The following is a 24304-nucleotide window of genomic DNA, read 5'->3' as shown; positions in this document are numbered from 1 at the left end:
ATGCGCGATAACGTTCTGTCCCTGCGTCCTCTGATTGTGGCCACCGGCCTTGTGCTTACGGCTCTGGCAGCGCCCGCTCACGCTTTTTCCGACGATGAGGCCCGCAAGGCCATCCTGGATTTGCGCCAGCAGGTTCAGCAGCAGAACGAGCAAAGCCAACGCGCCAAGTTGCAATTGGCCGACCAGATTCAAGCCCTGCAACAGGAAATTGCCCAACTGCGCGACCAACTGGAATTGGTGTCCCGCCAGCAGCCCAGCGCCCGGCCCGGCGCCCCCAGCAGCACGAACCCGCCAGGTGCATCCGCTGGCGACCCGCAAGAGCAGGCAGCCTATGACGGCGCGATGGACCTGTTCCGCAAAGGCCAGTACAAGGACGCCGCCGAGTCGCTGGCCGCCTTTACCGCGCTCTACCCGAACAGCCAGCTTGCGCCCAGCGCCCAGTTCTATCTGGGCAGCAGCCGCTACGGCATGAAAGACTTCAAGGGCGCCATCGAGCAACTGACCACCATGGTCCAGAAGTCGCCCGACAACGCGCGCGCGCCGGACGCCTTGCTGATTATTGCGGGCGGTCAGATCGAATTGAATAATCGCGCGGGCGCCAAGGCTACCCTGCAACGCATCGTCCGCGACTACCCGAATGCCCAGGCCGCCAGCACGGCCAAGAGCCGCCTGCAACTGCTGCAGTAATGCCGAACGCCGCAAGCGCGGTCAGCGCCTACCGGCACATCGTGCGCCGCCGCGCAGGGCTTGTCGCCCTGCTGCTGGCGGCGATTTTCATGGCGCTGCTGGTCGACTTCACCATCGGGCCATCCGGCCTGCCCTGGCGGGATCTATGGCACACCTTGACCACGCCCGCCTCTGCCGACGCCACGTATCGTGTGATTGTCTGGGACATCCGTTTGCCGACCGCATTGATGGCGGCGCTGGTCGGCATGGCCCTGGGACTGGCTGGCGCCGAGATGCAGACCATCTTGAACAACCCCCTGGCCAGCCCCTTCACGCTGGGCGTGTCATCGGCCGCCGCGTTTGGCGCGTCGCTGGCGATCGTTCTGCAACTGGGCGTACCGGGCATTCCCGACGCCTGGTTGATCGCGGGCAATGCTTTCCTGTTTGCGATGCTGGCCGCGCTGTTGCTGGACGTGGTTGCACGATGGCGCGGCATGAATACCTCGGGCGTCGTGTTGTTCGGCATCGCGATGGTGTTCTCGTTCAATTCCCTGGTGTCGCTGGTGCAGTTTCTGGCCAGCGCCGAGGCGCTGCAAAGCCTGGTTTTCTGGACCATGGGCAGCCTGTCCCGCTCGAATTGGACAAGCGCGGGGGTGGTGGCCCTGTCCGTGGCCATTGCCCTGCCGCTGGCCATGCGTCAGTCATGGAAGCTGACCGCGCTGCGTCTGGGCGAAGACCGGGCCGCCAGTTTCGGCGTTGACGTGCGCCGCGTGCGCGTGGCGGCACTGGCGCGCGTAAGCCTGTTGTCGGCCTTGGCCGTGGCGTTTGTCGGCACTATCGGCTTCATCGGCCTGGTGGCGCCGCATATCGCGCGACGGCTATTCGGCGAAGATCATCGCTTTTATCTACCCGGCAGTGCATTGGTGGGCGGCCTGATTCTGTCGCTGGCGTCGGTCGTGTCCAAGAATCTGGTGCCCGGCGTGGTCGTGCCCGTGGGCATCGTCACGGCGCTGGTCGGCATTCCATTTTTTATCGCGGTGATCTTGCGCCGCCAACTACCATGACACGCGGTGCGGCCTTGAATGTGCATCAACTGAGTGCGGGCTATGCCCGCGACGATGTGCTGCATGCGCTGTCGATCCCATCACTGGCCGCGGGCGAGGTCACCGCCCTGCTCGGGCCTAACGGCAGCGGTAAATCGACCTTGCTGAAAGCCTTGGCGGGACTGGTGCGCACCCGCAGCGGCAGTGTCTTGCTGGACGGCCAGGATCTAAGCCGGCTGGGGGTGGGAGAACGCGCCCGGCATCTGGTCTACCTGCCGCAGAGCCTGCCCGCCGCCGTGCATTTGCGAGTGTTTGAATCCGTGCTGGTCGCTGCCAACGCCAGCCGGCACGCCGCGACGCCAGCTTTGGCATTGACGGACATCGACCGTCTGCTGGAGCGGTTGGGCATTGCGCATCTTGCGCTGCACTACCTGGATGCGCTCTCCGGGGGCCAGAAGCAGTTGGTGGGGCTGGCGCAAGCACTGATCCGGCAACCCCGCGTGCTGCTGCTGGACGAACCCTTGTCTGCGCTGGACTTGAATTACCAGTTTCACGTGATGCGCCTGCTGAAGCAGGAAACGCAGGAACATGGGCTGATCAGCGTTATCGTGCTGCATGACCTGAACGTCGCGCTGCAACACGCAGACCGGGCGGTGATGATTCAACACGGTCGGCTACACGCGCAAGGCACGCCGGCCGAGGTGATCACGCCGGATTCACTGGCCGCGGTGTATGGCGTGCAGGGCCGCGTGGAAGCGTGTTCGCGCGGACTGCGGCAGGTGCTGATCGACGGGCTGGACGAACACCCGCGCTGACATGGACGCTGGGCCGATGTGCTTGGCCCACATGTGCGTCGTCAACCGCGCTGGGCCACGTCCACCACCGGCGCACCGGTCATGTCGGCAAGCTGCCTCGGCGTCAGGTTGAACACCGCGTGCGGATGCCCGGCGGCGGCCCACAGGCTGTCGTAGTTGAAGAGATCCGCATCCAGCAACATGACCGGTTTGACGGCATGACCGATCGGGCAGACGCCGCCGATGGCGTAGCCTGTCATGTCGCGCACGAACTTGGCGTCAGCCTTGGCAAGCGCCCCCACCTGCTCGGCCACCTTGGCCTCGTCCACGCGATTGGCGCCGCTGGCAATCACCAGCACCGGCGCGTCATCGGACGCACGCCGGAAAATGATCGACTTGGCAATCTGCGCCACTTCGCAGCCCAGGCCCGCAGCCGCCTCCGCTGAGGTCTTGCCGGTTTGCGGCAGGACCACGACCGGCTTGTCATGCCCAATTTCCAACAACAGGCGGGCGACGCGTTGGGCGGATTCGGGCAACAGGGCAAGGGACTCAGGGGACATCGTGACAGACTCCATGAAGACAACACGGCAGCGATGCAGACGCTGCGTTCGGAAAGCCGACGAAGAGTTTATCAGCGCCGCCCCGGAGCGCTTGAACAGATGGGGCGCCGCCAGTGCCGGGCTAGAATGCGAGCCTGGCCTTTCCGCTTTCTTCTCCCATGCGTTCCGAACCCGTCCTGCCCCTGCAAACCGCCCTGATTGGCGGCTACGCCATGTCCTACACCGAATACGGCAGCGGCGTGCCGCTGGTGCTGGTGCACGGGTCACTGTCCGACTGCCGCTACTGGAAGTCGCAGATGGCGCCACTGGGCAAATCATTCCGGGTGCTGGCCGTATGCCTGCGCCGGTATTGGCCAGAGACCTGGGACGGCGAAGGCGAAGGGTTTTCCATTGAGCAGCACGCCGCCGACGTATTGGAATTCATCGATACCGTGGCGCGCGGCCCCGCCCATCTGGTGGGCCATTCCCGTGGCGGCCGCGTGGTGCTTGAAGCAGCGCTGAGCCAGCCTGATGCCGTGCGCAGCCTGACTTTGGCCGACCCTGGCCTGCCACTGCCTGGCGGCGGCGACGCGCGCGGGGGATTCCGCCAGCGGGCATTGGCGCTGATCCGCCAGGGCGAGGTCGAGCAAGGCCTGGCGCTGTTCGTCGACACCGTGACCGGGCCTGACACCTGGCAGCGCATGGTGCCCTGGTTCAAGGAAATGGTGCGCGACAACGTGGGCACGCTCTTCGGCCAAGCCGACGAACACCCCGAAGCGCTGACCCCGCAACAGATCCGCACGTTGAAGCTGCCCACGCTGTTGATCGGCGGGGCACTGAGCCCCGCCCCCTATCCCGCCGTGCTGGACGCCTTGTCGCAATGGCTGCCGCATGCGCAGCGCGTGACCGTCGTGGGTTCGTCCCATGGCATGAACCTGGGCAACCCGCGCGCCTTCAATGGCGCGATCCAGGAATTTATCGGCGGCTAAGGCTCAAGCGCTGCGTTGCGTACGTGCTCAGCGCCCCGAGCCTTGGGCCGCGATGATCTCCTGCGCCACCTGGCGCGGCGCTTCGGCGTAGTGCTTGAACTCCATCGTGTACGTGGCGCGGCCCTGCGTCAGCGAGCGCAACGACGTCGAATAGCCGAACATCTCGGCCAGCGGCACCTCTGCGCGCACGACCTTGCCGCCGCCACCCGCTATGTCTTCCATGCCCTGCACCATGCCGCGCCGCGAAGACAGGTCGCCCATCACGTTACCCGTGAAGTCTTCCGGCGTTTCCACCTCGACCTGCATCATCGGCTCAAGCAAGACCGGGTCCGCGCGGCGCATGCCTTCCTTGAAAGCCATCGAGCCCGCCATCTTGAAGGCGTTTTCGTTGGAGTCCACGTCGTGGTACGAGCCGAAGAACAGCGTCGCCTTCACATCCACAACCGGGTAGCCCGCCAATACCCCAGCGTTCAGGGACTCGCGGATGCCCTTGTCGACCGCCGGAATGAATTCGCGCGGCACCACGCCGCCCTTGATGGCGTCGACAAACTCGTAGCCCTTGCCGGGTTCCTGCGGCTCAAGCTTCAACACCACATGGCCGTACTGGCCACGTCCACCCGACTGCTTGACGAACTTGCCTTCGACTTCGTTGCAGGCCTTGCGAATGGTTTCGCGGTAAGCCACCTGCGGCTTGCCGACGGTGGCCTCGACGTTGAACTCGCGCTTCATGCGGTCGACCAGAATTTCCAGATGCAGCTCACCCATGCCCGAAATAATGGTCTGGCCGGATTCCTCGTCGGTGCGCACGCGGAACGACGGGTCTTCCTGCGCCAGCCGGTTCAAGGCGATGCCCATCTTTTCCTGGTCGGCCTTGGTCTTGGGTTCCACCGCCTGGGAAATGACGGGCTCGGGAAAGACCATGCGTTCCAGGATGATGATGTGGCCAGGATCGGAGAGCGTGTCGCCGGTGGTGACGTCCTTGATACCCACGGCCGCGGCAATATCGCCCGCGTACACCTCGGTGATTTCGCGCCGTTCGTTGGCGTGCATCTGCAGGATGCGGCCCAGCCGCTCCTTCTTGCCCTTGATGGGGTTGTAGACAGAGTCGCCGGATTTCACCACGCCTGAATACACGCGGAAGAACACCAGTTGCCCGACGAAGGGGTCCGTCATGATCTTGAACGCCAGGGCCGAGAACGGTTCGTTGTCGGCGGAATGGCGTTCGATCTCGCCGTCGCGCTCGTCGTGGCCCTTGATGGCGGGCACGTCCAACGGCGACGGCATGTAGTCGATGACGGCGTCCAGCATGGCTTGCACGCCCTTGTTCTTGAAGGCGCTGCCGCACAGCATGGGCACGATCTCGTTGGCGATCGTGCGCGCGCGCAGGCCCTGCTTGATCTCGTCTTCCGTCAGGGTGTCGCCCGACAGGTACTTTTCAAGCAAGGTTTCATTGGCTTCGGCGGCTTTTTCGACCATCTTGTCGTGCCACTTCTGGGCCTCGTCCTGCATGGCTGCGGGAATGTCCACGTACTGGAATTTCACGCCCTGGCTGGCGTCGTCCCAGATGATGGCCTTCATCTTGACCAGGTCGATCACGCCTTCGAAGTGGTCTTCGGCGCCCACGGGCAGTTGGATCGGCACGGCGTCGCCTTTCAGGCGTTCGGCGATCTGGCGCTGCACGCGCAGGAAATCGGCGCCCACGCGATCCATCTTGTTCACGAATGCCAAGCGCGGCACCTTGTATTTGTTGGCCTGGCGCCAGACGGTTTCGGACTGCGGCTGCACGCCGCCCACCGCGTCATAGACCATGACGGCGCCATCCAGCACGCGCATGGACCGCTCAACTTCAATGGTGAAGTCAACGTGGCCCGGCGTGTCGATGATGTTGATGCGGTGTTCGGGATAATTGCCCGCCATCCCCTTCCAGAAGGCGGTGGTGGCGGCAGACGTGATGGTGATGCCGCGCTCCTGCTCTTGTTCCATCCAGTCCATCACGGCGGCGCCGTCATGGACTTCGCCGATTTTGTGGGTGATACCGGTATAGAAGAGGATGCGCTCGGTGGTCGTCGTTTTGCCCGCGTCAATATGGGCGCTGATGCCGATGTTGCGGTAAAGCTCGATGCGCGTCTTGCGAGTCATGGCCTCTTCCTTGCAATAAACCACTAGGCAGTACGGCAGGCCCGACCGGGCGCTGCCGCGGCGGGCGCCATGCCGCGTTTCGTGTGGGGTGATGCGTAACCGCGCCCGCGCTGATGCGTGAATATTACGCGCCGCGCGCCAACTTTCAAGCTTTGCCACTACGGCCGACAAGGAAACCCGACATCGCGGCTTTACTGCCGCCCCGCGGCGCCGCAACGGCGCGCGACGCCCACAAAAAAGCCCCTCTTGAGAAGAGGGGCTGTGCACGGCACGCGAGGCGTGCGGCGATAGACCAGGCGCACACGCCCGGCCTTGCTGCTCGCCTTACTTCTTGTCTTCTTTCACGCGATACACCAGCACGGCGGTGGTTGCCAGCGACAGCACCTTGGCGGTGACGCTGCCCAACAGCAGGCGCGACAGGCCGCTGCGGCCGTGGCTGCCGATGAAGATCAGGTCGCAGCCCACGTCAGAGGCGGCTTGCACGATGCCGTCCGCAACGTTGAAGTTGGACACGGCGCGCGATTCGGACTTGACCCCGGCGGTATCGGCGCGGTCGGTGATCTGTTTCAGATACTTGTCGGCTTGCTCGGCCGATGCCTTTTCGTAGTCTTCGTCGGTGATGGCGTAGGCGGCGGCCATGCCGTCAAAACCGATGGTGGCTGCAAACGGCTGGGTGACGTACAGCGCGACGACTTCCGCGCCGACCGAGCGCGCGAAGGAAATGCCCGCGTTGGCGGCTTGGGCCGACAGCGGCGAGCCGTCGGTGGGAATCAGGATCTTCTTGAACATCTTGCCTGCTCCTGTTTGAGAGGAATCTTTATGCTACCGGAAAGGCGCGCGGCCCACATCAATGGAATCCCGCGTGCTTGATGCACGTCAACCCAGTTGCTGAGCGGCGGCGTAGAGGTTGGTGCAGCGGGTGCCGGTGCGGCAATACGCCAGCACTGGACCCGGCAGGGTTTTCAACAGTTCGGCAAAGCGAACCACATCCGACACCGTCATGGCGCTGCCCACCACGGGTTGGTATTCGATTTTCAGGCCGGCCGCTTCGGCGGCCTTGGACACGTCGGCGGCGGTGGGCTGGTCCGGGCCGCCTTCGAAATCGGGGCGGTTGATGATGACGCTCTTGTAGCCTGCGGCGGCAACTTCAGCCATGTCGTCGGGGCCGAGTTGCGGCGCGACGGCGAAGTTTTCAGTCAGGGGTTTGATCGGTGCGGACATGGCGGTTCCTTCAAATAGATAGCTGCATATTATTGATTGTAGGAGCCGTTTTGCGCGAAGAGTTTTTCCAATTGGGTCCAGATCCCGCGGTCATCGGCGATCGAGACGGAAAAGCGCAGCATGGTCGACGGCGCCTGCGAAGGAGAAAACAGCGTGCCCGGCGCCAGCAGCATCCCTTGGTCGGCGGCCTCGCGCGCCAGCACCTCGCTATCGCGTCCGCAGTCAGCCCAGACGAACATCCCGGCATTGGGCTCGTGGGGCACTGTCAGGCCCAGCTTCAGCAAGCCTTTCAGGCAGCGCTGGCGCGCGTCGTCCACTCTTGCGCGCACGCGCTCGATGTGGCGCCGGTACTGCCCTTCCATCAGCACGCGATGGATCACGCGCTCGCCCAGCTCAGGCGAAGTCAGGCCGGCCAGCATTTTCAAGTCAGCCAATTTCTGAAGAATGTCGGGGTTGGCCGCGACGTAGCCCACGCGCAGGCTGGCGGCCAGCATCTTGGAATAGCCGCTGACCAGGATGACGCGGTTCAGCCGGTCAAGCACGGCCAGTTTCATGGCGCCGCCCGGATGCAGTTCGCCATAGGTGTCGTCCTCGACGACCATGAAGTCATGGCGTTCGGCGATGCGCAGAATGTCGTAGGCCACGCCGGCGGACAGCGTGTGGCCGGTGGGGTTGTGGACGGCGCTGTTGATGATGAATAGCTTGGGCTTGTGCTCGGCGGCCAGTTGCTCCAACAGGGCGATATCCGGGCCATCGGGCCCGCGCGGCACGCCGATCAGGCGTGCGCCAAATGCCGCCAGGCGGCCAAAGATGACGAACCAGGCGGGGTCTTCGACCAATACGGTGTCGCCGGGTTTGACCAGATACCGGGCGATCAGGTCCAGGCCGTGCGTAACCCCGTTTGTGGTCAACAGATTCAGTTCGGGGTGCGCGGGCACACCGTCGTTCTGCAAGGTGGCCGCAATCTGCTGACGCAACGGCGCAAAGCCCTGCGGGTGGCCGTAACTGACCAGATTGGCACGCACCGACCGCCCCACCGCGCGCACCGCGCCGGCCACCATTTCCGGATCCAGCCAGTCGGCCGGCAACAAGCCCGCGCCGCCCGGCATGCCCTGTGCGGTGGTTTCGCGAAACATGCTGCGCAGCAGCCAGGCGATATCGATGCGCGCGGGCGGCGCCAGCGATGCGACAGGGGCCGTGGCCGCCGCCGCCAAGGGGCCGCTGCGCGCGCGGACGAAGAAGCCGGCCCCACGGCGCGACTGCACCAGGCCTCGGGCGACCAGGCGGTCATAGGCCTCGACCACCGTAAACCGGCTCACACCGGACTGCTCGGCCATTTTGCGGATGGACGGCAGCCGCGTTCCCGGACGCAGGCCTTGTTCGTCGATTCGACGGGCCAGGCCGTCGGCCAACTGCGTCACCAGCGAGGCATCGGCCTGGCGCACGGGCAGCCAAGGCAGGGAGGAAGCGGGGGGAGGAGCAACTGTCATGGGAATTTGACCAGGCCAGTGATTAAAGTGATATGCCAAAGTGTACCGGTACTGTACCGATAACTATGCGTAGAGTGACAGCAATACGGCTTGCCCGCAATGGGTGACGTCCTCTTGTTTTCCGGTAATCACATGACCCGCTCCACGCTCTATCCCCCGGCCCCGGCGGTCCCCACCGCGCCCTCTTCTGTATGGGAAGGCTATGGATACGGCTTTCTGGGTGTCCTGGTCTTTTCCCTGACGCTGCCCATGACCCGTCTGGCCGTGGCCGAACTGGCTCCGCTATTGGTCGGACTGGGGCGAGCGCTGGTGGCGGCGGTACCGGCCGTCGCCCTGCTCTGGGTGACGCGCAGCCGGCGACCGAACCGGCAGGAATGGCCCGGCGTCATTCTTGCCGCCTTGGGCATCGTGGTGGGCTGGCCCCTGGCATCGTCCATGGCGATGCAGACGGTGCCTGCCGCGCACGGCGCGGTGTTCAACGGGCTGCTGCCGCTGTCGACCGCTGCCTTTGCCGCATTACGCAGCGGCGAACGGCCCTCTGCCGCCTTTTGGGGCTGGGCGATCGTGGGCGCGGCACTGGTGACGGTTTATGCGCTGCGCCAGGGCGACGGCACCTTGAGCACGGGCTATCTGTGGTTGCTCTTGGCCGTTGTGCTGGGCGGCATGGGCTATGCGGAAGGTGGACGCGCCGCGCGCACGCTGGGTGGCTCGCGCACCATTTGTTGGGCGCTGGCGATCAGCGCGCCCGTTGTCGTCGCGCCGGTTGGCTGGATGGCCGCGCAAGCCACCTGGCCAAGCGCGGCCGTGGTGTCAGCTTGCGCGTATCTTGCGATCGGATCTATGTTCCTTGGATTCTTCGCCTGGTATCGCGGCCTGGCCGTGGGCGGCATTGCCCGGGTAGGACAAGTGCAGTTGCTGCAACCCTTCCTGACCGTCGTAGCGGCCGCATTGTTGTTTGGCGAATCCGTGGAGGCGTCGACGTTCGTCTTTGCCGCTGCCGTGATCGCCGTTATTGCCGGCGGACGCCGCGCCATCGTAAGGACCCAAAAATGAATCTGTTCCCGACCAACTGGGCCGATGTGCCCCTGGCTTCCATGTCGCTGTTGGGGCCGCTGGCCCTGTTTGCGCTGGTCAGCTCGATTACGCCGGGACCCAATAACGTCATGTTGGCGTCGTCCGGCTTGAACTTCGGCTTTCGCCGCAGCATGCCCCACCTGCTGGGCGTGAACCTGGGGTTCACCTTGATGATTTTCCTGGTGGGCATCGGCCTGGGTTCGGTGTTCCAGCAAATGCCCGAGCTCTACACCGTGCTGAAGTACGGCGGTGCGGCCTATTTGCTTTACCTGGCCTGGAAGATTGCCAACTCCGGCGATATGGAAGACGGCGAGGCGCGCGGCAAGCCGTTTACGTTCTTGCAAGCCGCGGCGTTCCAGTGGGTCAACCCGAAGGCCTGGGTCATGGCGGTGGGCGTTGTGGCCACCTATACGCCGCAAAACGGCTTTTTCGCGAACCTGGTCATCGCCACGCTGGTGTGCGGCGTGGTCAACCTGCCCAGCATCGGCGTGTGGGTTACCTTCGGCACCGGGCTGCGCCGGGTGCTGCACAAGCCTTGGGCGATTCGTGCTTTCAATGTGGGCATGGCGCTGTTGCTGGTTGCATCCCTGTACCCGGTCGCGCTGGACCTGCTGCACTGAACCCGGGCCGGCAGGCGAAAGAGCGGGTGTTGACGGCCCCGGCACCCCCGGGAGTATGCTGACGGCGGAACCCAGCCGGCCCGACAGGGTCATATTTTCCATGCCCGCCCTGCCCCGCTTTTCGCCCCGCCGACTATTCGTCGCCGCCGTGCTTGCCGCCGCCAGCGTGGTCGGCTGCTCGCAGTTGGACTCCTGGCAACGCCAGACGATCTTCTCCCCCCAGTCCGAACCACAGACCTGGTGGCGCGAACCCGCCGCTGGCACCGAGGTCTATGACCTAAAGCTGGCCAATGGCGACAAGATTCGCGCCTGGTACTGGCAAAGCCCCAAGCCAAAGGCGCCTACCGTGCTCTACCTGCACGGCGCGCGCTGGAACCTGAACGGCAGCGCCTTTCGCATCGACGGCTGGACGCGCATGGGCTATTCGATACTGGCCATCGACTACCGGGGCTTCGGGGCGTCGACGCCGCGCCTGCCCTCGGAAGAAAGTGCCCTTGAAGACGCCATGGCGGGGCTGAAGGAATTGGCCCGACTGCAACCCGACCCCGCGCGCCGCTTCGTCTATGGCCACAGCCTGGGCGGCGCCATCGCCATCGACCTGGCGGCCCGCCCCGAGCAACCCGACTTTGCCGGTCTGATCGTGGAATCCAGCTTCACCAGCATCGGCGCCATGCTGGGCACATTGCGCTGGGGCAAAGTCCCTGGCGCCGGGTTGTTGGTGACCCAGCCCTTTGACTCGGTGGACAAGCTGGCGCGCATGCGCACGCCCATGTTGTTCATGCATGGCACCGCCGACCGCGTCGTGCCGCACACGATGAGCGACGAGTTGTTCGCCGCCGCCCGCAACGTGGCACCGGAGCTGAAGCGGCTGGTAAAGATTGAAGGCGCGTCGCACTCGGGCGCCTTCCGGAGCGGCCCGCAATACGACGCCGCCGTAAAAACCTTCATGCAGGACGCCTCGCGCGCCTATACGCGCAAGGAAGGCTAAACCCCACCTTCGCGCGCCATTTCGCTACCGCTGCGGGAAGCGCTGCTGTGCATGGTGGCGGCCGCGGGCGGCACCGCGTCCACCTTGCCGCGGCCCAGCCACGCCATGACGCGCGGGCGCGAGCGGTCGTAGGCCAGGTTGTACAGGAAGGCATAGGGCAGGTAGAACAGCACCAGCGCGATGTCCAGCACGAAGGCTTCCCACAGGCTGATATTGAGCCACCAGGCCGCCAGCGGAATCACGATCAGGATCAGGCCCAGCTCGAAGCCGAAGGCGTGGACGACCCGCACGCGCATGTTGCGGGTGAACCCCAAGCGGCTTTCCAGGCGGTCGAATCCGGCGTTGTAGATCATGTTCCACACCAGGGCGATCCAGGCGATCACCGCGGTCAGCACGCCCATTTCGAACAAGGATTTGCCCATGGCCCAGGCGGCGGCTGGCGCGCACAGGCCGATGGCGAGGATTTCGAACAGGAAAGCGTGGAAGAAGCGCTCTTTAAGGGTTTTGGTGCTTGGGGTTTTGGAGGATTGCGACATGACCCACCTGCGGTCGATTTGAGGAAACGGCGACGATTTTCGACGATATTTCCGGTACGATAAAGATACTATCCATCGGAAAATCCGATAAAAATGCGCCATTCGCTTGAATCCCTTGCTGCGTTCGCCCAGGTCGCCTCTGAAGGCTCCTTCTCCGCCGCCGCCCGCAAGCTAGGCAAAAGCCAGTCCACCATCAGCGAGACCATCGCCAACCTGGAAGTGGACCTTAACGTCACCCTCTTCAACCGCAGTCAGCGGCAGCCCGCCCTGACCGAGGCCGGCCAGGTGCTGCTGGGCCAGGCGCTACAGGTGCTGGCCGCCAACGACCGCTTCAACCGCAGCGCCAACCAGTTGGCCGACGGCCTGGAGCCCCGACTGACCGTGGTGCTTTCGGACACGTTCCAGTCGAAGACATTCGAGAACATGCTCAGCCAGATCGACCAGCGCTACCCCGCGCTGCGCTTTGAATGCCTGATCGCCGAATACGAAGACGTGGTGGCGCTGGTGCAGCAGGGCCGCGCGCACCTGGGCCTGATGGCCGCACAGGACGATTATCCACCCGACGTGGCGCATGCAACGCTGCCGGAGCTGTCCGAGATCGTGCTGTGCGTGGGCCGCAACCATCCGCTTGCCAGCCAGCCCAACGTCGGCACCGATGCGCTCAGGCTCGAACGCGAACTGCGCCTGAGCACCTTCGAGTTGGACGATAAGGACGCGGCGCCGCCCAACGCGACCTGGTCGGCGCCGGGTTACCTGATGCTGCTGGAAATGGCGAGCCTGGGCTTTGGCTGGGCCGAACTGCCCCGCTGGATGATTCAACGCTTTGGCCGCGACCAGCTCGTGGAATTGACGGTACCGGGTTGGCCCCGCCACATCCGCGTCGATGCCGTATGGTCGACCCGCCGCGCCTTGGGGCCGGCGGGTGCGTGGCTGCTGGACAGCCTGACGCGCGACGCGCCCCGGCAGGGCTGATCAGCGCCTTGCCGGAACTCAATACGCGGGCAGCCGAGAGATGCGCACGCCATTGGCGTTCATCCAGTCACCCAGCTTGGGGCTGGCCAGCACATCGAACTCGGCACGACGTTGGTTCGACATCGGATCGCCCTCCTGGACGCGCATGGCCGGGTGGCACATCAGCAAGTCCCCATCGCGCGCATTGAACAACCAGTTCTGCAGTAGATCCGCATAACGCCGCTTGCCGCCGTCGAATCCATACACGCCCAGCAGCCGACGATTGGTACGTAACCCGTCGCGGCTAGCCTGGCGCGCCAACGCCCCCCCACCCAACGCTCCGATGACGCGCGCCTTGATCGATTCCTTGAGCGGAATGCCGCAAAGCATGCCCGGCGCGGTCTGGCGTAACCAGGGCTGGTGCGTGCCCTGACGCCGCTTCAACTGCGACAACACCTGATCGCGTATGCCCGGCAACTGATGCACGTGCTGATGACCGTCGACATAGTCCGGCGCGCGGCCGAACGCGGCCTCAAACGCATCGAACTGCTGGTTCAACTGCGTCCGGACCCAGTCAGTGTCCAGGCGGCCCGCATACGCACTGAAGATCAGCTTGCCCAAGGAAGGCATGGGCATGGCCCCGGCGCCCAGCGCTTCGGTCAGATTCACGTGCAGGCCGATGTCGACGTTGCGTTCGGCCAGGCGGCGAGCGTTGGCGGCGAACGTGGGACCCAGCGCCAGGCAACTGACCGCACTGATTCGGCGCATGTCGGCCAACGCGATCATGCCTTCATCGATGTCGGCATTCATGCCAAAATCGTCGCCGCAGACAATGACTCGTTTGCTCATTGCGTTTCCCTCAAGATTCCCATTCACGCTGGCCCAATGCGCGCCTTGCTTCATCAGATCAGCCTCTTTATTGCCGTCGGATGTGCCGCGGCCGCAACTCATTGGGCGGTTGCCGTCGGCTGCGTCGAGGCCTTCGCCATGCCGCCGCTGGCTGCCAACCTGATCGGATGGCTGGCCGCCTTCGCGGTGTCGTTCGCGGGCCACTATCGGCTGACGTTCAAACATGCCCAAATTCCCTGGACCATAGCAATCCGTCGTTTCTTCTTGATTTCAGCAGCGGGCTTCGTCATCAACGAGTCGGCCTATGCGCTGTTGCTGCACACCACCAACATCCGCTACGACGTCTTGCTGGCCCTGATCCTGATCGCCCTGGCGTTCGCCACATTCGTGGCCAGCAGGCTGTGGGCGTTTCGCAAGCCCGCCACCTGAACGGCGCACGTGCCCCGGGCTCAGACCCCGGGCTTGCCGGCGTCCATGGTTTGGCCGCGCCGTTGGCGGACCACATAAAGCGGTCGCCCCTTGACCTCGTCAAAGATGCGGGCAACGTATTCGCCCACGACGCCCAACGAAATTAGGTTCACGCCGGCAAAGAAAAGCACGGCAGTGACGATGGTCGTCCACCCCGAAACGGGGTTGCCAGAGTGCAGGTAGTCGCCCACCAGATAGGCCGCATAAGACATCGCGGCGAACGCGAAGGCCACGCCTGCCAGGCTTACCAGCCGCAACGGCCAGGTGGTAAAGGCCGTCAAACCGTCCAGCGCCAGGCGAAACAGGCGCAGGCCGCCGAAACGGCTGTCGCCATGCATGCGTTCGTCAGGCGTGTAAGGCAGCGCCTCGCCTTTGAAGCCGACCCAGGCGTACAAGCCCTTCATGAAGCGGGTGCGTTCGGGCAAGGCGTTCAGCGCGTCCACCACGCCCCGGTCCATCAGGCGGAAGTCGCCCGCGTGCGCCGGCACATCCACGCCACGAGCACTGCTCAACAGCTTGTAGAACCAGCGCGCGCCGGAACGCTTGAACCACGATTCGTCATGCCGGCTTTCGCGCACGGCGTAAACCATCTCCGCGCCCGCGGCCCAGCGGGCCAGCATCTGTTCGATCAACGCGGGCGGATGCTGCAGGTCTGCATCCAGGCAGATCACGGCGTCGCCGGTCGCGTCTTGCAGCCCGGCGCTCAGCGCGGCTTCCTTGCCAAAGTTGCGGGATAGCTGCACGTAGCGAAAGCCCGCGTGCTGCGTCCATTCGGCCATCAGCGATTCCGTGGCGTCCGTGCTGCCATCGTCCGCAACGATGATTTCCCAGCGGGTGCAGAGCGCCGACAGCCGGCTACGCAAGAGCGGCAACAGGACACGCAGATTCTCGGCTTCGTTCAGGCAGGGAACCACGCAGGAGATACAACTGTCATATGGCACCGCTACGGGGACCACCGCGGCCACCAAGGCTGGCGCGTCGGCGGAGACGACCGCCGCTTTCGCTGACCGGGGCGTTTCCAGCGGGTACGGGTGGGGCAGCGCGCGCCGAGGGATCGGGTCAGACCGGAGATGAAGATGCATAAGACGCTGGTCTAGAAATGCAGGGAATGCAATGACGCGAAGTATGTGCGGCACTGCGTCGAATTTTCATGAAATAGCCCAGCGCGCGCCCTGCCAGACCGCCCGGCGCAAACCGCGTGACCGCTGCTATACGTCCCCCATTCGTAACGCCCCGCGTAGTGGCATCCCGGCCCGCATCGTTAAAATGCGCGCCAGTTTTTATCTTTACAGGCCGTCATGCAATATCGAGTCCGACCTATGCTTGCCACCGACGTGGACGGCATCTTGGATACCCAGGCCCTTGCCTATCCCGACTTTCTGCTGGAAAGCGCTGCGTTTTTCCTGAATCGCTGGACGCTCGCGCCCGATCACTGCTGGGTCGCTTGCGGGTCAGACGATGACGCCCTGCTGGGCTATCTGATTTCGTATCCCTGGGACGCGGGCTTGCCGCCTGCCCTGGACGTGGCGTTGACGAGACTGCCCCCGCAAGCGGACCACTGGTTCCTGCACGACTGCGCCGTGGCGCCGTCGGCGCAAGGGCTGGGGGTGGGCCAGGCGCTGCTGCGCACCGCGGCCGCGCGCGCCATGGAATGCGGACTACAACGCGCAAGCCTGGTGTCGCTGGCGTCGGCGGCAAGCTACTGGCACCGCCATGGCTACCGCCCCGTATCCGCCGCCAACGGGGCGTCCGAAAAAAATGCCGGGCCTGATCAAAACGATCTGGCCTTGGCCGACAAATTGGCGGGCTACGGCCCTCAAGCCAGCTACATGGCGCGCAGCTTTCCGCTGTAGCCGCCCCTTCCCGGGCCTTGCATTGCAAGCGCCCCGCGTTGACGCTTCTTTTCTATACATCGGGACATGCGCAGCCGTAATATAGGGCCGCAGTCCAAAAGAAGTGGCGGCAACGGTTCCGATAGTCTGACTTGCTGCGCCCCGCCCGGGCGCGAAGGTTTATATGATTTCGCTTTCGCCCGTCCAGTCCCTGCTTGCCTGCTGCCTGGTGCTAGTCATCGGCCGCGTGCTGACCAACAACATCGGCATCCTGCGCCGCTACAGCATTCCCGACCCCATCGTGGGCGGTCTGTTGTTTGCCATCCTGGCCTACGCACTGGCGAACTGGGGCGGCGTTTCCGTGTCGATGGAAACCAGCATCAGGCCGACCCTGCTGCTGCTGTTCTTCGGCTGCATTGGCCTCACGGCAAACCTGAAATTGCTGGCCAAGGGCGGCCCCCGCCTGATCGCCTTTCTGCTGGCGCTGATCCCATTCCTGGTTTTGCAGAACGCCCTGGGTCTGGGCATGGCCTGGCTGCTGGACATGCATCCGCTGATGGGCCTCTTGGGTGGCACGATCACCCTGGTGGGCGGACATGGAACCGGCGCGGCCTATGCAACGCGCTTCGCCGACTTCAACAACATCCAGGACGTGATGGCGCTGGCGATGACGTCCGCCACCCTGGGCCTGGTGCTGGGCGGCGTGGTGGGCGGACCGGTGGCGGAATGGCTGATGCGCCGGCACAAGCTGGCCGGCAGCCTGGACCCCCAGGCACACGCCGGCAACCACGTGCCCGACCTTGCCGAGCCCACGCAGCCCGCCACCGCCGGGTCGTTCATCGGGTCGATGACGGCGGCGTTTGTCTGCCTGGTTGTGGGCGGTTATTTGGCCATGCTGGTCGAGGGCGCCCCCGTCAGCCTGCCCAACTTCCTGTGGTGTCTGGCCACCGGCGTGCTCATCCGCAATGGCGGCGCCCGCCTCGGCCTGAAGCTGGACGACCGCGCCACTGAGATCATCGGCACCATCGCGCTGTCGCTCTTCCTGGGCATGACCATGATGACGCTGGACCTGTCCAGCGTGGCGCGGCTGGCCGGCCCGCTGGCCCTGATGCTGCTGGTGCAGACGCTGTTCTGCGCGCTGTACGCCGCCTGGGTGGTGTTCCGGCTGCTCAAGCGCGACTACGAAGCAGCCATTATGTCGGCCGCATTCTGCGGCTTCGGCCTGGGCGCCACCGCCACCGCCATCGCCAACATGCAAGCCCTGACGCGCCGGCACGGCCCCGCGCCGGAAGCATTCATCGTGGTGCCGGTCACGGGCGCATTCCTGGTCGACATCCTGAACGTCATCGTGTTGACGTCCTTGATCTCCTTGCCGTTCGTGGGGGGCATGTGACCATGTTCAAACGCCTTGTCCTGATCGCGCTCTGCCTGATGCTGGCCGCTTGCAGCCGTGCGCCCGACGCCGATGCGCTACGTGCCGACGTCGACACCGCCCTGGCCACCACCTATGGCGAAGGGCTGTTCCGCATTACCGACCTGAAACGACGCGGCTCAGCCGCCGACAGCAATGCGCCGGCGGGCGAAAGCCGCCGCGTGGTGTATTACGACGTCGAACTGACCTTGGGGCGCGACATCGCACTGGGAGCCTGGGACCAACCCGGCGCGGCGTCGTTGGTGACATTGCTGGGCGCGGGTCCGCGCAGCATCATCGGCGTGAAGTCCGGCGGCAACCAGGCCGGCGACCGCCTGGTCGCGCACGCCAGCGCCATCTACCGCCAAGAGGGCGACACCTGGAAGCGCGTCACGCCGGCCGGCTTCAAGGCAGCGGAAGCGCCATCGCTGGATACTGGTGCTCCGCCGCCCGTCACCCGGCGATTGCTGGACGCGCTGGATCAGATCACCCATTCCGTCGCCTACAGCGCGTCAAGCACCGCACAGAATGTTGTGCAACAGGAACTGGAACGGTCGGTCGCGCGCATCAACGGCCGGTTGGCGCGTCTGCAACAAGGCTACCCGCTGGCGGGGGGCCCCGATCGTGGCGAGTACGTGGCGTTCGCGCGTGCGCTAAGCGCCGTGGCACGCGCCCGCCAAATCCGCGTAACGCCGCTCATTACCGGCGGCGGTGCCGAGAACATTGCATTGCTGCGCAGTGGCGACGCCGTGGTGGGGCTGGCGCAAGCCGACACCGCGCGCCTGGCCTATGAAGGCCGCGGCCCGTTCGCCGCACAAGGAGCCTTCGGTAGCCTGCGCGCGCTGGGCAGCCTGTATCCGGAACTGGTTCATATCGTGGTGCGCGACGACCCCGCGATACGGGGCGTGCGCGACCTGAAGGGCAAGACCATTGCGTTGGGGCCAGAAGGTTCCGCCGTGCGCGCCACGCTGGAAACGGTACTGGCCGCCCACGGGCTGCAACCGGGGCGCGATTACACGGTGGCCGACACGCCTTTCGCCACGTCATTGCCCGCGCTGAACGCCGGTACGGTGGATGCGGCGGCTCAAGTGATCGGCGTACCCGCCACGCCGCTACGCGATGCGCTGACCCAGGCGCAGTTGAAACTGCTGCCCCTGGACCCCGCCGCCATCAAATCGCTGACGGCAGGCAATGGCGACCTGATGCCGTTGGAGATCGCGGCAGGCACGTATCCCAATCAGCCCGCCCCCATCGCCACCGTCGGCACGGCCGCGCTGTTGCTCACTACGGCAAACCTGACCCGCGACGAAGCACTGGTGATGGTGCGTGCCGTTTACCAGACTGGCCAGGACCTGCTCGCCGCTGGCTCGGCGCAAGGCGCGCAGGTGTCGGTTGCCAATGCGCGACGCGGCCTGAGCGTGCCGCTGCATGACGGCGCCGAGGAAGGTTTGGCCGGGTTGGAGCGCGCCACGCCGCGCTGATCGCGGATGCGCTTATGATTGCGCTCCTAATCAGGAATTCCCATGAATAAATTCGACCTCCAAAAGAACCAGGCCTTGAAATTGGCCGGCCAGCTCAAGCAGTCCGCCACCCCCGACCGCTTCGGCGTGGCCTCGCAGGCGCCCGACCGCCGTGAACAGCGCAAGCTGGACCAAGCGGCTGGCCTGGTGCCGTTTCCGCTGAAGCTGTCGCAGGCGCACGCTGACAAGCTGCGTGCCCTGGCCGCCGAACGCGGCGTGTCCACGAATGACATCGTGGCCGACGTCCTGCAGAAAGCCTTGGGCGAATAAGCTTTTATGCACATCTGGGTCGACGCGGACGCCTGTCCCGTAGTCATCAAAGACATTTTGTTCCGCGCAGCGCAGCGCTGGCAGGTGCCGCTGACCTTGGTGGCCAACCAGGCGCTATTCACGCCCCCTTCGCCACTGATCCGCGCCGTACAGGTGCCGCGCGGCTTCGACGTGGCCGACGCACACATCGTCGAACGCGCGGAACCCGGCGACCTTGTCATTACCGCCGACATTCCGCTGGCCGCCGAAGTGCTGGCCAAAGGCGCGATGGCGCTTAACCCGAGGGGCGAGCGCTATTCGCCAGAAACCATCCGGGAAAGGCTGGCGATGCGCGACATGATGGAAGAACTACGAGCCGCCGGTATCGATACGGGCGGCCCGTCATCGTTCAGCCAGGCCGACCGCAAGGCGTTCGCCAATCAGTTGGATACGCTGCTGGCGCGTCTCAATAAAAAGTGATGTAGGCCTTGTACAAGATGGTGCCGATGGCCGTGATCAGGCCAACGCCCATCAATCCCATCCCGATATTGCGGTCGCGAAAGCCGAAGCCGATCAGCATCATCGCCACGCCCGTGACGACAATGATCAACATGGTGTTGGTGTGGGCATGCATGGACGTCTCCCGCCTATGTTCCGGCAAGCTCAGGTTGCCGCAAAACAATCATAGGGACGCCGGGACGCGATCGCGCACAACGGCAAGCGCGGTGCTTGCGCCAGGTCAAGAAAACAAAAAAGCCAACCGGTTAGGGTTGGCTTGCTTTGCTTTTTTTTTCCTTTCTTTTTCTTTCTTCTTTGCTCTCCAGTTTTTCAACTGGTTTGCTAGTTCCAAATGACACTGCGCTTTCACGCTTTGCTTGGGCAACAACGGCAATAAATGAATTCCCGCGCAGCCTTCCAAGGGTCTTTGGTGGGTGGTACAAGTTTCGAACTTGTGACCCCTGCCGTGTGAAGGCAGTGCTCTACCACTGAGCTAACCACCCTGAAAGAGGCGAAATAATAGCATAGATTTAAAAACGTGCGCAAGCGGAACGGGGCGATTATTTACGCCGCCGTCACCGGCGCATCCAGCTTGCGCCACACGCACTCGCCGCCCACCGATTTGTCCAGCGCGGCCAGATAGGCGTCATGCTCGGCCAGCTCTTCATCGCTGGCCTTCAGCACGATCAGACCCGAAGCGTCAAACTTCGCCAACACGATGCCGTCGCTGCCCGCGCCATCGTTGTCGTCCACATCGATCAGCAGGGCGTCCTGCCCGCGCGTCATGGCCAGCCACACTTCCGCCAGCAATTGCGAGTCCAGCAATGCGCCGTGCAGCGTGCGGTGTGCGTTCGAAATGCCGAAGCGGTCGCACAGGGCGTCCAGCGAATTTCGCTTGCCCGGGAATAGCGACCGAGCGTGCAGCAGTGAATCAGTGATGGCTTCGCAGAACTCGGAGATCGGGCCGCGGCCCGTCTTGGCCAGCTCGGCGTTGAAGAACTTCACATCGAACGCGGCGTTGTGCGCGATCAGTTCGGCGCCCTGGATGAACTCGACGAACTTGTCCGCCACCTCGGCAAAGCGCGGCTTGTCGGACAGGAACTCCGTCGTCAGCCCGTGTACCGCCAGGGCCTCGGGGTCGCTGTCGCGGTCCGGATTCAAGTAGATGTGCAGGTTATTGCCCGTGGGCATCCGGTTGACCAGTTCCACGCAGCCGATCTCAACGATGCGGTGACCCTGTGCGGGGTCCAGTCCGGTGGTTTCCGTGTCAAAGATGATCTGGCGCATGACTTATTCCGACGCTGCATTGGCCGAAGACGGCGGCGTGTGGGCGCCCGGCGGGTGGGCCGGCGGGTGCTCCGCGCTACCGGCGTGGCCGGGTTTCTTGCGTGCGGTGGCAATCAGCGTATAGGCCACCGGCACGACGAACAAGGTCAGTAGTGTACCCAGCAACAGCCCACCCACCAGCACCCAGCCGATCTGCTGGCGCGATTCTGCCCCGGCCCCCGTGGACAAGGCCAGCGGCACGGTGCCCAGCACCATCGCCCCCGTCGTCATCAAAATGGGGCGCAGCCGCAGCACGCTGGCCTCGATCACCGCGGTGAACAGTTCCTTGCCTTCGTCGCGCAACTGGTTGGTGAACTCCACGATCAGAATGCCGTGCTTGGTAATCAAGCCCACCAGCGTGATCAGGCCGATCTGGCTGTAAATCGACAGCGTGCCGCCCGTCAACCACAGCGCCAGCAGCGCTCCCGTCATGGACAGCGGCACCGACAACATGATGATGAAGGGGTTGCGCCAGCTTTCGAATTGCGCGGCCAGCACCAGGTAGATGAAGGCCAGCGCCATGCCAAAGACCAGGTAAATGCTGCCCGATGAATCGCGGAACTCGCGCGACTGGCCATCCAGGTCCGTGATGATGGTGTTGGGCAGCACGTCGCGCGCCACCTGGTGCATGTGCGTCAGCACTTCGCCCAGCGCGTAGCCCGGCGCGACCGCCGCATCGATCTTGACCGCGCGCAGACGGTTGAAGTGGTTCAGCGACTGCGGCGACACGCCTTCATGCACGCCCAGCAGGTTGTCCAACTGCACCATGCTGCCATCGCGCGCCCGCACGTAGATGCCGGAAATATCAGTGGGGTTGGCGCGGTCGCGTGGCGTGACCTGCACAATCACGTCGTACTGCTCGCCCTCGTCCTTGTAGCGCGTGACCTGGCGCCCGCCCAACATGGACTCCAGCGTGCGGCCCACGGTGTCCACGTTGGCGCCCACGTCGGCCATCTTGTCGCGGTCCACCCGCACCCGCAATTCGGGGGTGTTCAAGCGCAGGTCCGTATCCAGGTTGAGCAGGCCGGGATACTTGCGCAGCTCGGTCAGGAAGACCTCGGTCAGACGCGCCAATTCCGGGTAGGACGCCTGGCTCATGATGATGAATTCGATCGGCTTGGACCGGGCGGACTGGCCCAGTGATGGCGGGTTGGTGGGAAATGCCCGCACGCCCGGCAGGGAAGCGAATTGCGGCTGCAACAGCCGGGTGATTTCCTGCTGCTTGCGGCTGCGCTCTTCCCAGGGCTTCAGACGCAGAATCGCGGTGCCGTCCGTCACGGTGGGAAAGCCCACCGTGACCTGACTGCCGCTGGCCTCGGGAATATTTGCATAGAACTTCTCGATGCCCAGCATGCTGTCCAGCGTGTAATTCAGCGTGGCGCCTTCGGGCGCATTGACGATGCCGAACACCACGCCACGGTCTTCCACAGGCGCCAATTCACTTTTGACGACCTTGAACAGCACGCCGCTGCCCGCCGCCACCGCCACGCCAATCACCACCACCAGCCAACGATGACGCAGCGACGCGCCCAGCAGGCGGCGATAGCCGTTGCTCCAGGCGTTAAGCCAGCCTTCGATGAGGTTGTACCAGCGGTTGTGGCTGCTTTTATGGCGCAGCAGCACCGAGCACATCATGGGTGTCAGCGTCAGGGCCACGAAACCCGAGACCAGCACCGCGCCGGCCAGCGCCAACGCGAATTCAATGAACAGCCGCCCGGTGCGGCCCGTGGCAAACGCCAACGGCGCGTAAACGGTCACCAGCGTCATCGTCATGGCCACCACGGCGAAGCCGATTTCCTTGGACCCTCGCAGCGCCGCTTCCTTGCGCGGCATGCCTTCCTCGATGTGCCGGAAAATGTTTTCCAGCACTACGATGGCGTCATCCACCACCAGCCCGATGGCCAGCACCATGGCCAGCAGCGTGAGCGTGTTGATCGAGAAGCCGAACAGGTACATCAGCGCGCAGGCCCCCACCAGCGACACAGGAATGGTGACGATGGGGATGATGCTGGCGCGCAGATTACGCAAAAAGAAAAAGATCACCAGCACCACCAGGACGATGGCTTCGCCGATGGTGTGGAACACGGAATCGATGGAACGCTCGATGAACACCGACGAGTCGTAGGCGATGTTCAGCTTCATGCCCGCCGGCAGCGTTTCGTTCAGTCGCGCCACCTCCTCGCGAGCCGCCTTGGAAAGCTCAAGCGGGTTGGCGGTGGATTGCTTGGTGAGCCCGATATTGATGGCGGGCTTGCCGTTGAAGCGCGACAGTATGCGGTCGTTGGCCGCGCCGATCTCTACCGTGGAAACGTCGCGCAGGCGTACCGGGTAACCCTTCACGTTTGCGACAATCACGTCTTCGAACTGCGCAGGCGTTTGCAGGTCGGTCGATGACACCACCGAAAACTCGCGGGCCCGCGATTCAATGCGCCCGGCCGGAATCTCCACGTTCTGGCTGCGCAGCGCGGCTTCCACGTCTTGCACGGTCAAGCCGTAGGCGGCCAGCTTGTCGCGGTCCACGTAGATGCGCATGGACGGCAGGCGTTCACCAAACACACGCACTTCCGCCGCCCCCGGCAGCACGGACAGCCGGGTCTTGATGTAGCGGTTGATGTAGTCGGACGTCTGGATCGCCGAATACGACCCCGCTTCCACCGCGATGTACATGATGGGTTGGGAATCAGCCTCGACCTTGCCGATGATGGGCTCGTCGATCTCATCGGGCAAAAAGCGCCGTGCGCGCGAGACTTTGTCGCGCACTTCCGCGGCCGCCGCGTCGGGGTCGCGAGACAGGTTGAACTTGATGTTGATCAGGCTGCGTTCGGAGCGGCTGCGCGAGGTCATCACGTTTACGCCCTCGATGCCGGCCAACTGGTCTTCCAGCGGCTTGGTCACCTGGGATTCGATCACCTCGGGCGAGGCGCCCTTGTAGGTCGTATCCACCGAAACAATGGGTTCGTCGATCTTCGGATATTCGCGCACCGTCAGGCGCGAATACGAGATCAGCCCAATCAGGACAATGATCAGCGACAGTACCGACGCAAACACCGGCCGCTTGATGCAGGTTTCCGAGATACGCATTGCGTCACCGCTAAAAAGAG

25 protein-coding genes and 1 tRNA gene are annotated in these 24304 nt (G+C 64.2%); 14 read left to right on the top strand and 12 right to left on the bottom strand.

Annotation, left to right across the window (positions count from 1 at the left end):
- The 3 genes from ybgF to P8T11_RS23290 are packed head-to-tail and all read left to right on the top strand — an operon-like array spanning position 1 to position 2524.
- Positions 1-687, top strand: coding sequence for a tol-pal system protein YbgF (gene ybgF / locus P8T11_RS23300; protein WP_268079805.1), 687 nt, complete (start codon positions 1-3; stop codon positions 685-687).
- Positions 687-1730: a FecCD family ABC transporter permease gene (locus P8T11_RS23295; RefSeq protein WP_268079806.1), complete on the top strand. Its 1044-nt coding sequence runs from the start codon at positions 687-689 to the stop codon at positions 1728-1730. The genes ybgF and P8T11_RS23295 overlap by 1 nt, the downstream gene beginning before the upstream one ends.
- Positions 1727-2524 carry an ABC transporter ATP-binding protein gene (locus P8T11_RS23290; protein WP_268079807.1) on the top strand — a complete coding sequence of 266 codons (798 nt, stop codon included), beginning with the start codon at positions 1727-1729 and terminating at the stop codon, positions 2522-2524. The genes P8T11_RS23295 and P8T11_RS23290 overlap by 4 nt, the downstream gene beginning before the upstream one ends.
- A 41-nt stretch (positions 2525-2565) precedes the next feature.
- On the opposite strand, the gene P8T11_RS23285 is transcribed toward P8T11_RS23290, so the two are convergent.
- Positions 2566-3063, bottom strand: coding sequence for a YbaK/EbsC family protein (locus P8T11_RS23285; protein ID WP_268079808.1), 498 nt, complete (start codon positions 3061-3063; stop codon positions 2566-2568).
- A gap of 158 nt (positions 3064-3221) precedes the next feature.
- On the opposite strand from P8T11_RS23285, the gene P8T11_RS23280 reads away from it, so the two are divergent.
- On the top strand, positions 3222-4031 hold the full coding sequence (locus P8T11_RS23280) for an alpha/beta fold hydrolase (protein WP_268079809.1): 810 nt from the start codon (positions 3222-3224) through the stop codon (positions 4029-4031).
- A 27-nt stretch (positions 4032-4058) separates the two neighbouring features.
- On the opposite strand, the gene fusA is transcribed toward P8T11_RS23280, so the two are convergent.
- From fusA to P8T11_RS23260, 4 genes are all read right to left on the bottom strand, one after another.
- Positions 4059-6170, bottom strand: coding sequence for an elongation factor G (gene fusA, locus P8T11_RS23275; RefSeq protein ID WP_268079810.1), 2112 nt, complete (start codon positions 6168-6170; stop codon positions 4059-4061).
- Between the two features lie 324 nt (positions 6171-6494).
- Complete coding sequence (locus tag P8T11_RS23270) at positions 6495-6959, bottom strand: universal stress protein (protein ID WP_050449174.1); 465 nt, start codon at positions 6957-6959, stop codon at positions 6495-6497.
- A gap of 87 nt (positions 6960-7046) precedes the next feature.
- Entirely contained in the window at positions 7047-7391 is a 345-nt protein-coding gene (locus P8T11_RS23265) for a TIGR01244 family sulfur transferase (RefSeq protein ID WP_100853148.1), read from the bottom strand.
- A gap of 29 nt (positions 7392-7420) precedes the next feature.
- Positions 7421-8836, bottom strand: coding sequence for a PLP-dependent aminotransferase family protein (locus P8T11_RS23260; RefSeq protein ID WP_418910318.1), 1416 nt, complete (start codon positions 8834-8836; stop codon positions 7421-7423).
- A 177-nt stretch (positions 8837-9013) separates the two neighbouring features.
- On the opposite strand from P8T11_RS23260, the gene P8T11_RS23255 reads away from it, so the two are divergent.
- The 3 genes from P8T11_RS23255 (at position 9014) to P8T11_RS23245 (ending at position 11563) form a co-directional block, all read left to right on the top strand.
- Positions 9014-9934, top strand: coding sequence for a DMT family transporter (locus tag P8T11_RS23255; RefSeq protein ID WP_268079812.1), 921 nt, complete (start codon positions 9014-9016; stop codon positions 9932-9934).
- Positions 9931-10575 carry a LysE family translocator gene (locus P8T11_RS23250; RefSeq protein ID WP_268079813.1) on the top strand — a complete coding sequence of 215 codons (645 nt, stop codon included), beginning with the start codon at positions 9931-9933 and terminating at the stop codon, positions 10573-10575. The genes P8T11_RS23255 and P8T11_RS23250 overlap by 4 nt, the downstream gene beginning before the upstream one ends.
- A gap of 100 nt (positions 10576-10675) precedes the next feature.
- On the top strand, positions 10676-11563 hold the full coding sequence (locus P8T11_RS23245; protein WP_268079814.1) for an alpha/beta hydrolase: 888 nt from the start codon (positions 10676-10678) through the stop codon (positions 11561-11563).
- On the opposite strand, the gene P8T11_RS23240 is transcribed toward P8T11_RS23245, so the two are convergent.
- The gene (locus P8T11_RS23240; RefSeq protein ID WP_268079815.1) at positions 11560-12099 is read right to left on the bottom strand and encodes a multidrug/biocide efflux PACE transporter; all 540 of its coding nucleotides are present in this window, start codon (positions 12097-12099) and stop codon (positions 11560-11562) included. The two genes, P8T11_RS23245 and P8T11_RS23240, sit on opposite strands and share 4 nt — an antisense overlap.
- 93 nt (positions 12100-12192) lie before the next feature.
- On the opposite strand from P8T11_RS23240, the gene P8T11_RS23235 reads away from it, so the two are divergent.
- Complete coding sequence (locus tag P8T11_RS23235; RefSeq protein ID WP_268079816.1) at positions 12193-13071, top strand: LysR family transcriptional regulator; 879 nt, start codon at positions 12193-12195, stop codon at positions 13069-13071.
- Positions 13072-13089: 18 nt separating this feature from the next.
- Here the strand turns inward: P8T11_RS23235 and P8T11_RS23230 are convergent, their stop codons facing one another.
- Complete coding sequence (locus tag P8T11_RS23230) at positions 13090-13899, bottom strand: ChbG/HpnK family deacetylase (protein WP_268079817.1); 810 nt, start codon at positions 13897-13899, stop codon at positions 13090-13092.
- Positions 13900-13935: 36 nt separating this feature from the next.
- Between P8T11_RS23230 and P8T11_RS23225 the strand changes: the two genes are divergently transcribed.
- Complete coding sequence (locus tag P8T11_RS23225) at positions 13936-14328, top strand: GtrA family protein (RefSeq protein WP_268079818.1); 393 nt, start codon at positions 13936-13938, stop codon at positions 14326-14328.
- A gap of 20 nt (positions 14329-14348) precedes the next feature.
- On the opposite strand, the gene P8T11_RS23220 is transcribed toward P8T11_RS23225, so the two are convergent.
- Positions 14349-15449 carry a glycosyltransferase family 2 protein gene (locus P8T11_RS23220; protein ID WP_268079819.1) on the bottom strand — a complete coding sequence of 367 codons (1101 nt, stop codon included), beginning with the start codon at positions 15447-15449 and terminating at the stop codon, positions 14349-14351.
- Positions 15450-15686: 237 nt separating this feature from the next.
- On the opposite strand from P8T11_RS23220, the gene P8T11_RS23215 reads away from it, so the two are divergent.
- The 5 genes from P8T11_RS23215 (at position 15687) to P8T11_RS23195 (ending at position 19859) form a co-directional block, all read left to right on the top strand.
- Positions 15687-16220 (top strand): GNAT family N-acetyltransferase, encoded by a 534-nt coding sequence (locus P8T11_RS23215; RefSeq protein WP_268079820.1) that lies wholly within the window; start codon positions 15687-15689, stop codon positions 16218-16220.
- Positions 16221-16383: 163 nt separating this feature from the next.
- Entirely contained in the window at positions 16384-17592 is a 1209-nt protein-coding gene (gene gltS, locus P8T11_RS23210; RefSeq protein WP_268079821.1) for a sodium/glutamate symporter, read from the top strand.
- Positions 17589-19091, top strand: coding sequence for a TAXI family TRAP transporter solute-binding subunit (locus P8T11_RS23205; protein ID WP_268079822.1), 1503 nt, complete (start codon positions 17589-17591; stop codon positions 19089-19091). The genes gltS and P8T11_RS23205 overlap by 4 nt, the downstream gene beginning before the upstream one ends.
- 42 nt (positions 19092-19133) lie before the next feature.
- Positions 19134-19400 carry a hypothetical protein gene (locus P8T11_RS23200; protein WP_088590330.1) on the top strand — a complete coding sequence of 89 codons (267 nt, stop codon included), beginning with the start codon at positions 19134-19136 and terminating at the stop codon, positions 19398-19400.
- Between the two features lie 6 nt (positions 19401-19406).
- Positions 19407-19859, top strand: coding sequence for a YaiI/YqxD family protein (locus tag P8T11_RS23195; RefSeq protein WP_268079823.1), 453 nt, complete (start codon positions 19407-19409; stop codon positions 19857-19859).
- Here P8T11_RS23195 and P8T11_RS23190 read toward each other — a convergent pair.
- From P8T11_RS23190 to P8T11_RS23175, 4 genes are all read right to left on the bottom strand, one after another.
- Positions 19846-20013, bottom strand: a complete 168-nt coding sequence (locus tag P8T11_RS23190; protein ID WP_268079824.1) for a hypothetical protein — start codon at positions 20011-20013, stop codon at positions 19846-19848. The genes P8T11_RS23195 and P8T11_RS23190 overlap by 14 nt on opposite strands.
- Before the next feature lie 292 nt (positions 20014-20305).
- Positions 20306-20380: transfer RNA gene (locus P8T11_RS23185), tRNA-Val, on the bottom strand.
- A 61-nt stretch (positions 20381-20441) separates the two neighbouring features.
- A complete protein-coding gene (gene dnaQ, locus P8T11_RS23180; RefSeq protein WP_268079825.1) occupies positions 20442-21164 on the bottom strand; it encodes a DNA polymerase III subunit epsilon in 723 nt (240 codons plus the stop codon).
- A 3-nt stretch (positions 21165-21167) separates the two neighbouring features.
- Positions 21168-24284 (bottom strand): efflux RND transporter permease subunit, encoded by a 3117-nt coding sequence (locus tag P8T11_RS23175; RefSeq protein WP_268079826.1) that lies wholly within the window; start codon positions 24282-24284, stop codon positions 21168-21170.
- Positions 24285-24304: the final 20 nt, after the last annotated feature.

The organism is Achromobacter spanius, assembly GCF_029637605.1.
Taxonomy (GTDB): domain Bacteria; phylum Pseudomonadota; class Gammaproteobacteria; order Burkholderiales; family Burkholderiaceae_B; genus Achromobacter; species Achromobacter spanius_E.
The sequence above is the reverse complement of the archived record's forward strand: the minus strand, read 5'-3'. Positions and strand labels throughout refer to the sequence as shown.

What these genes read in the sequence shown, in the direction of transcription:
- ybgF (WP_268079805.1), top strand. Translation starts at nt 1, where the DNA reads ATGCGCGATAACGTTCTGTCCCTGCGTCCTCTGATTGTGGCCACCGGC.
- P8T11_RS23295 (WP_268079806.1), top strand. Translation starts at nt 687, where the DNA reads ATGCCGAACGCCGCAAGCGCGGTCAGCGCCTACCGGCACATCGTGCGC.
- P8T11_RS23290 (WP_268079807.1), top strand. Translation starts at nt 1,727, where the DNA reads ATGACACGCGGTGCGGCCTTGAATGTGCATCAACTGAGTGCGGGCTAT.
- P8T11_RS23285 (WP_268079808.1), bottom strand. Translation starts at nt 3,063, where the DNA reads ATGTCCCCTGAGTCCCTTGCCCTGTTGCCCGAATCCGCCCAACGCGTC.
- P8T11_RS23280 (WP_268079809.1), top strand. Translation starts at nt 3,222, where the DNA reads ATGCGTTCCGAACCCGTCCTGCCCCTGCAAACCGCCCTGATTGGCGGC.
- fusA (WP_268079810.1), bottom strand. Translation starts at nt 6,170, where the DNA reads ATGACTCGCAAGACGCGCATCGAGCTTTACCGCAACATCGGCATCAGC.
- P8T11_RS23270 (WP_050449174.1), bottom strand. Translation starts at nt 6,959, where the DNA reads ATGTTCAAGAAGATCCTGATTCCCACCGACGGCTCGCCGCTGTCGGCC.
- P8T11_RS23265 (WP_100853148.1), bottom strand. Translation starts at nt 7,391, where the DNA reads ATGTCCGCACCGATCAAACCCCTGACTGAAAACTTCGCCGTCGCGCCG.
- P8T11_RS23255 (WP_268079812.1), top strand. Translation starts at nt 9,014, where the DNA reads ATGACCCGCTCCACGCTCTATCCCCCGGCCCCGGCGGTCCCCACCGCG.
- P8T11_RS23250 (WP_268079813.1), top strand. Translation starts at nt 9,931, where the DNA reads ATGAATCTGTTCCCGACCAACTGGGCCGATGTGCCCCTGGCTTCCATG.
- P8T11_RS23245 (WP_268079814.1), top strand. Translation starts at nt 10,676, where the DNA reads ATGCCCGCCCTGCCCCGCTTTTCGCCCCGCCGACTATTCGTCGCCGCC.
- P8T11_RS23240 (WP_268079815.1), bottom strand. Translation starts at nt 12,099, where the DNA reads ATGTCGCAATCCTCCAAAACCCCAAGCACCAAAACCCTTAAAGAGCGC.
- P8T11_RS23235 (WP_268079816.1), top strand. Translation starts at nt 12,193, where the DNA reads ATGCGCCATTCGCTTGAATCCCTTGCTGCGTTCGCCCAGGTCGCCTCT.
- P8T11_RS23230 (WP_268079817.1), bottom strand. Translation starts at nt 13,899, where the DNA reads ATGAGCAAACGAGTCATTGTCTGCGGCGACGATTTTGGCATGAATGCC.
- P8T11_RS23225 (WP_268079818.1), top strand. Translation starts at nt 13,936, where the DNA reads ATGCGCGCCTTGCTTCATCAGATCAGCCTCTTTATTGCCGTCGGATGT.
- P8T11_RS23220 (WP_268079819.1), bottom strand. Translation starts at nt 15,449, where the DNA reads ATGCATCTTCATCTCCGGTCTGACCCGATCCCTCGGCGCGCGCTGCCC.
- P8T11_RS23215 (WP_268079820.1), top strand. Translation starts at nt 15,687, where the DNA reads ATGCTTGCCACCGACGTGGACGGCATCTTGGATACCCAGGCCCTTGCC.
- gltS (WP_268079821.1), top strand. Translation starts at nt 16,384, where the DNA reads ATGATTTCGCTTTCGCCCGTCCAGTCCCTGCTTGCCTGCTGCCTGGTG.
- P8T11_RS23200 (WP_088590330.1), top strand. Translation starts at nt 19,134, where the DNA reads ATGAATAAATTCGACCTCCAAAAGAACCAGGCCTTGAAATTGGCCGGC.
- P8T11_RS23195 (WP_268079823.1), top strand. Translation starts at nt 19,407, where the DNA reads ATGCACATCTGGGTCGACGCGGACGCCTGTCCCGTAGTCATCAAAGAC.
- P8T11_RS23190 (WP_268079824.1), bottom strand. Translation starts at nt 20,013, where the DNA reads ATGCATGCCCACACCAACACCATGTTGATCATTGTCGTCACGGGCGTG.
- dnaQ (WP_268079825.1), bottom strand. Translation starts at nt 21,164, where the DNA reads ATGCGCCAGATCATCTTTGACACGGAAACCACCGGACTGGACCCCGCA.
- P8T11_RS23175 (WP_268079826.1), bottom strand. Translation starts at nt 24,284, where the DNA reads ATGCGTATCTCGGAAACCTGCATCAAGCGGCCGGTGTTTGCGTCGGTA.